The sequence below is a fragment of the Gordonibacter sp. genome (genome assembly GCF_036667095.1).
Taxonomy (GTDB): Bacteria; Actinomycetota; Coriobacteriia; order Coriobacteriales; family Eggerthellaceae; genus Gordonibacter.
In genome coordinates this window covers 1-10,536 of the sequence record NZ_JAVWUP010000091.1, presented here as the reverse complement: position 1 = coordinate 10,536, position 10,536 = coordinate 1, and the positions used below count along the sequence as shown (strand labels likewise).

The following is a 10,536-nucleotide window of genomic DNA, read 5'->3' as shown; positions in this document are numbered from 1 at the left end:
CAAACAACTCCAAAACGGGCATGGACGTTCACCTCCGCTCATCTAGAATAATGAGGGTCGCGGTTTCCAGTGGGAGGCAAGGTGGTGCAATGGACGTGCTGTTCGAGGAGATGTCCTTGGGTTCTTTTCGTGCAAAGAACCGGTTGGTGCGTGCGGCCACGTACGAGGGCCTCGCGACGGCAGACGGCCGAGTAACGCCGGAGTTAACGGCGGTTTGCGAAGAGCTGGCGGCGGGCGGTGTGGGCACGATTATCCTGGGGTATTCGTACGTGACCCCTGATGAGCAGCCCAATCCACATATGCTGGGCATCTACGATGACTCGTTTGTGCCGGAGTACCGTGCCTTGGTGCAAGCTATTCACGCACTGGATGCCAAGGCGATCTCCCAGATCGTGTACGGAGGATCGGCAAGCAGGCTTGAGCCTCCGAGCGAACATATTCTCGGCCCGTCGGCGATTCCTCACCCGAAGACGGGAATCGTGCCTGTCCAGGCGACTCACTCCGCTATCAAGAGGCTCGTGGAGGCCTTCGCCGACGCAGCCCAGCGTGCTTGCGCCGCAGGGTTTGACGGCGTAGAGGTGCATGCTGCCCATGGCTACCTGCTTAGCCAGTTTTTGAGCCCCCTGCTGAATTGCCGGACCGACGAGTACGGCGGTCCGATCGAGAACAGGGCCCGCATCGTTGTCGAGGTCGTAGACTCGATTCGCCGCTGCGTTGGCCCTGATTTCCCGCTTCTGGTAAAGCTGAACAGCTCCGATGGCGTTCCAGGAGGCCTGACGGAGGAAGACAGCCTGGTGGCAGCGAAGCTTCTCGTGCAGCACGGAGTCGACGCTATCGAGGTCAGCGGGGCATGGCGCGCCTGCTGTCCGGAGGACTTCCAAGGCCAGCCGTTCTTCGCCCCCTATGCGAAGCGCCTTGTCCGCGAGGAGGGAGTGCCGGTGATCCTGACGGGAGGAAACCGTGACTTCGAGGTTATGGAGCGTTTGGCCGTCGAGGACGGCATTGCCGGCTTCGGATTGTGCCGACCCCTTATCTGCGAGCCTGAACTGGTGAATCGATGGGCTGATGGCGCCAGGGCCGTTCCGCGTTGCACCTCATGCAACGGTTGCAGCGCAACGCCGGGCCACCGTTGCATCCTGCCGTAGTATCCGTCCGGTGCAGCCCGTCGCCGCAGCGCGGTGGGCCCTTGGCGGGTGTTTTGCGCTGCTGTTGCGTGCCGTCTGCCTGGGCGGAGCACTTCTCGTCTTCGCCTCTGGCGAACCTCGCTGGTTCGACGCGTTTGTGGACTTGCCCGTGAGTTTTGTGGCAGGTTGTGTTGCGGAGGCAACGCCTCCCTTGACGTTTGCTATTATCGATGGCTATGACTCGAGTGAAGAAACATGGATGGTTGTGGCGTATGGTCGGATTCGTGATCGGATGCGTGGTGGCGGCCGTGCTGGTCGTTGCGGGCACGAACCTTGCCACGATCATCACGACCAAAGACGATATCGTCAGCGCCGATGTTGCGGCAGCTTTTCAAGCCGATGCCGTGGTGGTGCTCGGTGCCTCCGTGTTCGCCGACGGGACGCCGTCGAGCATCCTGCAAGATCGTCTGGATGACGGCATCGCGTTGTACCAGGCAGGTGCTGCCCCCAAGATCATCGTAAGCGGCGATAACGGCACCGTATCGTACAACGAGGTCAAGGCTATGAAGGACTACGCCATTGCCCAGGGCGTTCCCAGCGAGGACATCTTCTGCGACCATGCAGGCTTCTCTACCTATGAGAGCATGTATCGCGCGAAGAACGTGTTTGGTGTTCGGCGCATTATCGTGGCAACCCAGACCTATCACCTGTACCGTGCGCTCTATTCCGCGCAGGGCTTGGGGCTCGAGGCGGTGGGTGTGCCGAGCGATTACCGCGAATACAGCAAGCAGAGCCAGTACGACCTGCGCGAGATACCGGCGCGTACGAAGGACTTCTTCAAGACCTTACTCAAAGCTCCGTCCACGTTCGTGGGAGAGCCTATCAGCTTGAACCAGTCGGGAGACGTGACAAACTAAGCGCGCCCGCCGCTGCCCTCACCCGCCGCCGTCCTGACGGTTATTCGTCGCGCTCTATCAGGTCGATTACTTCCTGCTTCGAATGGAGGTCAGGTGCTTCTATCGCCTTGCGGGGGATGGCCGGCTCTCCGGCCTTTGCGGCTTCAGGCGGCTTCGCGTCGAGGGGAATGCCCGGCAGGCCATTTGTTGTGAGGAGGGCGGTGCAATGGCCAGGAAGGCTAGCCTCCCAGTTCGCTGGGGTCGAAGGAATCCATGAGATCGAGCAGCTCTTGCTTTTTGTGGATGTCTAGCTTGGCGTAGATGCGTTTCGAGTGGGTGCGGATGGTGTTCTCGGATACCACCAGATCCTCGGCAATGCGCGCTACGGTGTTGCCGCGTGCGATAAGTTCCATGACTTCGGTTTCGCGTGCGCTGAGACGGTAGTGCTGGCGCAACAACTCAGCTTGTTTCGAGATGCGATCCTGGTAGACGGCATGTTGATCGAACCGTTCGCGGCGCGCTGCGCGTGCAGGTGCGGGCGCAGCATCGCTTGCCTCGGGTTGCTCCGACGGTTCCGACAGCTTTTCTACTGCGTAGCGGCGCGTCGAGCCGGTGGCGCGGAGGGAGTCATCGCGTTGTCCTCGGGGACGCAGCGCGACCAGCTCGATACTCTCGGCATCGAAGCGGCGGAATATCTTGCGGAACCCTCCTTGCCCGATGAAGTACATAAGCCCGAGCAGGTACACCGCGACCAGGGCCACTACGGCTAAGGGCTCGATTCCGGTGATCATTATCTTTTCGGCAAACGAGCCGCCGATGAAGCCCACGTCGTGCAGCACGTACACGATGCCGGCGAAGAACCCGTAGATGAAGATGGGATTGATGCCGCGGTCGCGCGAGGCCTGCGCGCACTGGATCATCATCAGCATGATGGCCATGCTATACACGGCGTACAGGACGGCGGCGAGCCACTGCGCATACTCCATTGCCAAGAACGGCAGCAGCAGAAACGAGGTTATGACGAAGGGGAAGACGACGCGGTAGGCACTCACCACGTTCAGCCGCAAGTTCTTGAACTGCCACAATGCCAGCATGGAAGCGGCTGCTACGAGCGCACCCACCATCGACAGCACATTCACCAGCGATCCTACCTGGGGGTCTCCTATGGCTAGCGAGCGCATGATGCCGGTGCAGATGCCCAGCGCCCCCACGCAAAGCGCACTGCGCCAATAGTCGTGCAAGACGCGGCGGTATACGTTCGGGTGCTCGCGCGGCACGTCCTCGAACATAGGCTGGTCGCGGTCTATCTCGCGGCTTTTGACAACGATAGCAAGCCCGAATAGCGGCAGGAATACCAAGGGGATCAAAAAGGACGTTACGGCTACGGGAATAAGGTACAGCGAGAAGTACAGCAGCGCTCCGTACACGGTCCCCGCTATAAGGTCGCGGTTGCCACGCTCGGCATCGAGGCTGGCGAACAGCCGTTGCCACAACATAAAGAACCCCGCCGACCCCAATCCCAAAAGCCCGCCGCCTGCCACGACCATCGGCAGCGCGAGGCCTTCGAGGTAGATGGCGACAATAAGGCAGCACCAGCCGAAGAAGTAGGGCGTGCTTGCCAGTATGACCATGAAGCGCCGCGTGGGCCCGGGGAGGAAGTACACGCCCAGTGCACTGGCAAAGTAGCTCACCGAAAACACCAGCGACTGGGCAAGGAAGAACCAGAACACGATCTCGGGAGTTTGGAACTCCATGGGAAGGAACGGAAACACACCGCCCCAGACCCCGGCTGCGTTCGTCGCAAGAAACAACGCATAACCGAGCGAGGTGACATTCGGCTTGAATGCGGATGCGACGGTTGCGAGGTTCACGGAACTCCTTCGGGGAAGCAGGTGCGCGGGCTGGCGGTTGCATCTCGACGCGCATGATGTGCGTCGCAGTGCAGTATAACAGGTGCTCCGCCGGCAGGTGCGTTGGCTGCTTTCTGCCTCTGACAAGGTTCGCGGGGTGAAAGGTAGCAGCAGGATAACGGAGAAGCAACGCCCGAGCGACGGTTTGTCGCCTGCCAAAAATGGCCAGCTTTCCTATTCCCACCTGGCCGTTACCATAGGAACGTTGCTGACGGAAGGGGCAAGCGTGCAGTACGGATTCCACTTCGATGCACTGCGTTGCACGGGATGCGAGGACTGCGTCGAGGCTTGCTGCGCCCAGCACGGTATCCCGCGGTCTTTGTCGTTCAGGAGCGTCGAGTCTTACGAAGGCGGTGCTTGGGAGGAGTCGGAGGACGGCGCTACCACGACCATGCTGTTCACCTACTTCCTTTCCCTGAGCTGTAACGAGTGCAGCGCTCCGCTCTGTGTGGCCGTTTGCCCGACCGGTGCGTTGCGCAAAGATGCCCGCACCGGTCTCGTCTCTCTCGACGAAAGCGTATGCAGCGGGTGCGGGAATTGTGTCGAGGAGTGTCCCTACGGCGCTCCGAAAATCAATCCGGACGATGGTCGTGCTATGAAGTGCGATGCTTGCAACGGTTCGATGTCATCCGCCGTGTCGGGTGTCGGCCCTCTCGTTGTTCCGTCGTGCGTCGAAGCCTGCTCCGAGCATGCTCTCGAGTTTGGTGACATCGTGCGTCTGCGTGCGTTGTACGGCTCGGTTGCAAGCGTTCCGCCCCTTCCTCCTGTGGAGGTTGCGCACCCCAACCTTGTTCTTACGATGGCCCCTGCTATGCTGGATTCGTTGCGTTGGGAGGGCGGGCGAGAGGGCCTGCTTGAGCGGAGACTTTGAGAGTCATCCAAATCACAACCTTCTGATCAGGTAAAATTCAAAGTTCGCATGTTTTATGTGACACGACGATAACGGATATTCGCTAGGTTGTATCCAGCACGCAGTTGCTTTTTGCGATTGTGCCTGGCGCGGGAGGTGCCGGGTGTGGAGTAGACGAGTCCACATGCGCAGGGCAACAGGCAAGAGGAGGAGACATGTCGAAGGCAACTGACAGCACCGTGTCTCGCCGTACGTTCGTGAAAGGTTCGGCGCTGGCCGGCCTGGGCGCGACGGCAGTAGGAGGCGGCGCTTTGTCGCTTTTCGGATGCACACCGGGCGGCAGCAAGGATGCCAAATCGGACGCTGCGCCGAAGAGCACTGCGGAGGAGAAGGTGACGTGGGGTCACTGCGCCATCAACTGCCCGGGTCGCTGCAGCTTGAAGTTCCACACGCAGGACGACGAAGTCGTGTGGGTCGAGACGTACACGAGCAAAGATGCCGGCTTCGATGACCCGCAGCCGCGTGCCTGCTTGCGCGGTCGCACGTATCGTCGCTGGATGAACCACCCCGACCGCATCAACTATCCCATGAAGCGCGTGGGCAAGCGCGGCGAGAACAAGTACGAGCAGATCAGCTGGGAAGAGGCTATCGAGACGGCTTCGACCAAGCTGAAAGAGGTTATCGACAAGTACGGCAACGAGGCCGTGTATGTGCCGTACGCCACGGGCGTGTCGGCCACGACGTCCCGTCCGTTCAACCGCATGCTGACCATGGCTGGCGGTTACCTGAACTTCTACAACAGCTATTCCACGGCCCAGATTTCCTGCATCACGCCGTATATGTACGGATCGAAGCAGTCGGGCGGCTCCACGCTGTCGGCTGCCGAGGATGCGGCTCTCATTCTTGTGTTCGGCTCCAGCCCCACCGAGACGCGCCAGGGCGGCGCCGTGTCGAACTACGACTGGGCTCACTTGCGCGAGAAGACGAATGCCAAGGTGTACATGATCGACCCGCGCATGAATGATTCCATCATGGGTCACTCCGAGCAGTGGCTGCCCATCAACCCCGGTACCGACGCGGCGCTGGTGGCGGGCATTGCGCATGAGCTTATCGCGAACGACCTGGTCGATCTTGAGTTCCTGCATACGTACTGCGTGGGCTACGACGAAGAGACCATGCCCGATACCCATAAGGGTCAGAACCTGTCCTACCGCGCCTATATCATGGGCGAGGGCTACGACATGGTGGAGAAAACGCCCGAGTGGGCTGCCAAGATCACCGGCATTCCGGCTGATCGCATCAAGAGCCTCGCTCAGGAAATCGGCACCACCAAGCCGCTGTACGTGAACCAGGGCTGGGGTCCACAGCGCCGCAGCAATGGCGAGTGGACGGCGTGGTCCATCATGGCGCTGCCCTGCCTCGTCGGCCAGATCGGCCTGCCCGGCACGAGCAACGGCACGCGCGAGGGCAGCAACGCTGTTGCGCTCGGAAGCATGCCGAAGGTTGACAACCCGGTAAAGGCATCCATCCCGTGCTTCCTGTTCACCGATGCCATCGACCATGGTCCGGACATGACGGCCAAGAACGCCGGCGTGAAGGGTGTCGAAAAGCTGAACACGGGCATCAAGTACATGATCAACTACGCCGGCAACTGCCTGACGAACCAGCACTCGGGCATCAATCAGGCGCACGACGTGCTTGCCGACGAGAGCAAATGCGAGTTCATTTTGGGCATCGACACGGTCATGTGTGACTCCATGAAGTACGCCGACATCGTGCTGCCCGACCTGTTCCGCTTCGAGCAGCTTTCGATGATCGGCACGGGCGGCGACAACGGCTATATGATCGCCGGCCAGCCTTGCACGACGCCTAAGTTCGAGCGTAAGACGGCTTACGAGATGGCCAGCCTTATGGCTGACAAGCTGGGCGTGAAGGATGCGTTCACGGAAGGCAAGACCGAGGAAGACTGGATCAAGTCCATCTACGAGGGATCGCGCGAGAAGGACGACAAGCTGCCTACGTATGATGAGGCCATGGAGATGGGCGTGTACGTGCGTCCCGGCAAGGCTAAGGTCGCCATGGACAAGTTCCGTGCCGATCCGGCAGGTAGTGCGCTCGACACGCCGTCCGGCAAGATCGAGCTATTCTCCGCAAAGGTACTCGAGTTCACGCAAGGTTGGGAGCTCAAGGAAGGCGACACGCTGTCTGGCATGGAAACGCTTCCCGCCATCCCCGTGTACATTCCTGAGTGGTACGGCGTGGAGAATACCACGACCGAGTTCCCGCTGACGATGACGGGATTCCATTATCGTGGCCGCATTCACTCTTCTTGGGGCAATATTGAAGAGCTGAAGGAAGTGAACCCGCAGGAAGCTTGGATCAACCCGGCCGACGCGACCAGCCGTAGCATCAAGCAGGGCGACAAGGTGCGTGTGAAGAACGAATTCGGTGAAATCGAGCTTTTGGCCAAGGTCACGCCGCGCGTGGTTCCCGGTGTGGTTGCGGTATCGCAGGGTGCGTGGCACGATGCCGACATGGCGGGCGATCGCGTGGACAAGGGCGGCAGCATCAACACGCTTACCACCCAGCGTCCTTCGCCCCTGTCGAAGGGCAACCCCCAACACACCAATATCTGCCAGGTATCCAAGGCGTAAGCGGCGGCGTAACGAGAGAGGTGAACCAATATGTCTCAACAGGCATTCTATTTTGACGGCACTCGCTGCACCGGCTGCAAAACTTGCGAGATGTCCTGCAAGGATTTCAAGGATCTGAGCGTGGGGTATGCGTTCCGCAACGTGTCCGAGGTGACGCTGGGCGAAACGAAGAAAGATGCGGCGGGCAACGTGACCACGTCGTGTGTGAGCTATCCGGTGTCCATGTCGTGCAACCATTGCGACAAGCCGATATGCTTCGAGAAGTGTCCGCAGAGCGCTATTGTCAAGGACGCCGACACCGGCCTCATGTCCATCGACGAGAAGAAGTGCATAGGTTGCGGCACCTGCGCTACGGTGTGCCCCTATAACGCTCCGAAGGTGGACAAAGAGAAAAAGAAGGCGGTGCGCTGCGACGGCTGTGCCGAGCGCGTAGCTGCCGGCGAGAAACCGGTGTGCGTGGAGGCTTGCCCGTGCCGTGCGTTGGACTTCGGCTCGGCGGATGAGATGGCCAAGCTGGGCGAGCGTGCCAACATTGCGCCGCTGCCCGATCCGGCCGACACCGTGCCGAACTTCTTCGTGAAGCCTTCGGCGGATGCACAACCTGCCGGCTCGAAGGACATCATGGTGGCAAACCCGCTTGAAGTAGCGTAGGCCAGGTACTTAGACAGGCGCGCTGCTCGGCAGTTCGTCTGGCCTTTGAGTGCGAGCTTCGTGTATAAGGAGCCCTCCTTGCGGGGTACGGTACAATGATTCCGTACCCCGCTTTTGGATTTTTTCGTGCAGGCAGGCAGGTGGATGTCTGTGTGCGCGAAAGCGAACCTAGGAAAGGGCGACAGTGGGGACGCGCTCGGTAAGATTGCAATGACAAAGGTGGGATGCATGCCGCAACAGGCGTTTTTCTTCGATGGATCGCGGTGCACAGGGTGTAAGACCTGTATGTTCGCCTGCAAGGATTACCACGATCTGAGCGTCGGCGAATCGTACCGCAAGGTCTACGAATGCGTCGGCGGCGCAACGCAGAAAGACGATGACGGCCTCGTTTCCACCTGTTTTTGCTACAGCGTGTCGCTTGCATGCAACCACTGTATCAAGCCGGTGTGTGTGGAGGTATGCCCAACCGAGGCTATGCACAAGGACGTGGAAACCGGTTTGGTGAGCGTGGATGCGAAGAAATGCGTGGGATGCGGATACTGTCATCTGTCGTGCCCTTATGATGCTCCGCAAGTAAACAGGAGCAAAGGACATTCGGTGAAGTGCGACGGTTGCTTGGCTCGTGTGGTGGAGGGCGAGAAGCCTATCTGCGTAGAAGCCTGTCCGTGTCGTGCCCTGGACTTCGGCTTGGTCGAGGATATGGCCAAACGGGGCGAACGCGCCAATATTGCGCCGCTGCCCGACCCAGAGCGGACGATGCCGTGCCTGTTCGTGAAGGCAAGCGACGATGCTAGGCCGTTTTCGGCCAAAGAGGTTGAGATTGCCAATGTTGCAGAAGTGCGCCGCTCGCGGGATTCCGCCCACGATGCGTGATCGAGATTGAGGCAGGACGTGCGGCCATCCAGGCTGCGCGAGAAGGAGGTTGAGCGTGGAAGATACCGTTCGAGCTTTCGAGGAAGGCAATGCCGAGGCTATTGCCTTTGTGGGTGAGACGCTGGGTCCTTTGTTCCTGCAAGACCCAAAGACCGGAGATGCAGGGGCGGCATTGCAGGCGCTTGCGGACCTGGAGGTAGTGGCAGCTGCGGCAGAATGGCCGTTTGCGGAGGAGGCGGAGGTGCTTTCTGACCTCGGCCTTATGAAGGAGGGTCTTGCGCCGGGAATCGACAATGAAGACCTGGTGTGGGAGTATCGTCGTCTGTTCATCGGGCCTGGGCCGAAGCCGATGCCCCCGTGGGGGTCGGTGTACCTGGATCGCGAATGCGTTGTATTCGGCACTTCTACGCTTGCGCTGCGTGCCTGGATGCGCGAGCAGGGGATTGAGCGCCTCGCTGACGACAAAACGCCTGAAGACCATCTCGGTCTTATGTTAGTGCTGATGGCGTGGATTGCCCGCAATCGCCCCGAGGTGCTCGACGATTACCTTCGCTTGCACCTGCTCACGTGGTCGGAGCACTTCCTCGACGGTTTGGCGAAAGCTGCCCAGCATCCGTTCTACGAAGGTCTTGCTCGCCTGACGAATGCTAGTCTCGAGGGGATTCGCAGGGATCGCGCCCTTGAGGTGGTCTATCCGAGGTTCTACCGCTAGAGGGTATCGATGATGACCGGTATCGACACGGCATGGGGCGAGATCACGCTCGTCTTGTTCACGACGCTCGCCCCGTCGGGCGTCGTCGCGTTCATCGTCATGGGCTTGACGCTCTTGCGGGGTGACCTTTCCTCCGAGGAGCGTCGGCGCATCAACCAGTTTCTCAGCATCCCGCTGGTTACCGCGATGGTGGGGCTCGTCGCCTCGGCAACCCATCTGGGCAATCCGGCAAACGCCCTGTACGTGTTCTTGGGCGTGGGGCGCAGCCCCCTGTCAACGGAGGTATTCTGCGCCGTGGTGTTTCTGGCGCTTGCGGGTGTGTACTGGCTCTATTCGTTCTCGGTGCATCCGAACGAACGTCTGCGCCGTTGGTGGATAGCGCTTGCCATGATAGCGGGCGTGGTGTTCGTGACGTCGGTGTCCCTCGCTTATGCTGCCGATACCATCGTGTCGTGGAGCACGCCTTCTGTGCCGATTGCTTTATGGCTCAATTCGCTGGTGGGAGGTCCGGTTCTGGCATTGGTGGGATTGAGCGCCGCTCGCTGGAGCCCCTCTGCGGAGGGTTTTGGCCGAGCGCTGATGGCGGTGTCCTGCCTCGCCCTTGTACTAAACCTTGCGGTATACGGGATACAGGCCTTCGAGCTGCCTGCTATCGAGAACGCGTTTCTGACGGCAGCCGACCTTGTTCCCCACTACGGGGGCATGGTGATTGCGTTTTCCCTGTTGGCAGCTGCTGGCATTGGCCTTGATGCTCGCATACTGTTCGGGCGACGGGGGGAAGGCCCCCGCAGCTTGACGATTCCCCGTGCCGTGGCTGCCAGCGCGTTGGTGCTGGCCGGTATTTTTATCATGCGCTTTGCTTTCTA

The 10,536-nt window shown here is 60.2% G+C and carries 9 protein-coding genes; 8 read left to right on the top strand and 1 reads right to left on the bottom strand.

The features are described 5' to 3' along the window. Positions 1–89 precede the first annotated feature (89 nt). Complete coding sequence (locus tag RR842_RS08985) at positions 90–1,145, top strand: NADH:flavin oxidoreductase (RefSeq protein WP_332723200.1); 1,056 nt, start codon at positions 90–92, stop codon at positions 1,143–1,145. Between the two features lie 251 nt (positions 1,146–1,396). Beyond that, positions 1,397–2,041, top strand: a complete 645-nt coding sequence (locus RR842_RS08980; RefSeq protein WP_332574567.1) for an ElyC/SanA/YdcF family protein — start codon at positions 1,397–1,399, stop codon at positions 2,039–2,041. Between the two features lie 218 nt (positions 2,042–2,259). Here RR842_RS08980 and RR842_RS08975 read toward each other — a convergent pair whose 3' ends face one another. After that, positions 2,260–3,891 (bottom strand): LuxR C-terminal-related transcriptional regulator, encoded by a 1,632-nt coding sequence (locus tag RR842_RS08975; RefSeq protein WP_332565604.1) that lies wholly within the window; start codon positions 3,889–3,891, stop codon positions 2,260–2,262. Positions 3,892–4,156: 265 nt separating this feature from the next. On the opposite strand from RR842_RS08975, the gene RR842_RS08970 reads away from it, so the two are divergent. The 6 genes from RR842_RS08970 to RR842_RS08945 form a co-directional block, all read left to right on the top strand. Then, entirely contained in the window at positions 4,157–4,801 is a 645-nt protein-coding gene (locus tag RR842_RS08970) for a 4Fe-4S dicluster domain-containing protein (RefSeq protein ID WP_332729530.1), read from the top strand. 194 nt (positions 4,802–4,995) lie between these two features. After that, positions 4,996–7,434 carry a DMSO/selenate family reductase complex A subunit gene (locus tag RR842_RS08965; protein ID WP_332729529.1) on the top strand — a complete coding sequence of 813 codons (2,439 nt, stop codon included), beginning with the start codon at positions 4,996–4,998 and terminating at the stop codon, positions 7,432–7,434. A 30-nt stretch (positions 7,435–7,464) separates the two neighbouring features. Next, entirely contained in the window at positions 7,465–8,085 is a 621-nt protein-coding gene (locus RR842_RS08960; protein WP_332512438.1) for a 4Fe-4S dicluster domain-containing protein, read from the top strand. Positions 8,086–8,313: 228 nt separating this feature from the next. Continuing rightward, positions 8,314–8,958: a 4Fe-4S dicluster domain-containing protein gene (locus tag RR842_RS08955; protein WP_332512436.1), complete on the top strand. Its 645-nt coding sequence runs from the start codon at positions 8,314–8,316 to the stop codon at positions 8,956–8,958. A 55-nt stretch (positions 8,959–9,013) separates the two neighbouring features. After that, the gene (gene dmsD, locus RR842_RS08950) at positions 9,014–9,670 is read left to right on the top strand and encodes a Tat proofreading chaperone DmsD (RefSeq protein WP_332553518.1); all 657 of its coding nucleotides are present in this window, start codon (positions 9,014–9,016) and stop codon (positions 9,668–9,670) included. Between the two features lie 9 nt (positions 9,671–9,679). After that, positions 9,680–10,536: DmsC/YnfH family molybdoenzyme membrane anchor subunit (locus RR842_RS08945; protein WP_332729527.1), on the top strand; the 857-nt coding region annotated here is incomplete at its 3' end.

Coding starts and splice junctions, on each gene's coding strand:
- RR842_RS08985 (WP_332723200.1), top strand. CDS start 90: ATGGACGTGCTGTTCGAGGAGATGTCCTTGGGTTCTTTTCGTGCAAAG.
- RR842_RS08980 (WP_332574567.1), top strand. CDS start 1,397: ATGGTCGGATTCGTGATCGGATGCGTGGTGGCGGCCGTGCTGGTCGTT.
- RR842_RS08965 (WP_332729529.1), top strand. CDS start 4,996: ATGTCGAAGGCAACTGACAGCACCGTGTCTCGCCGTACGTTCGTGAAA.
- RR842_RS08960 (WP_332512438.1), top strand. CDS start 7,465: ATGTCTCAACAGGCATTCTATTTTGACGGCACTCGCTGCACCGGCTGC.
- RR842_RS08955 (WP_332512436.1), top strand. CDS start 8,314: ATGCCGCAACAGGCGTTTTTCTTCGATGGATCGCGGTGCACAGGGTGT.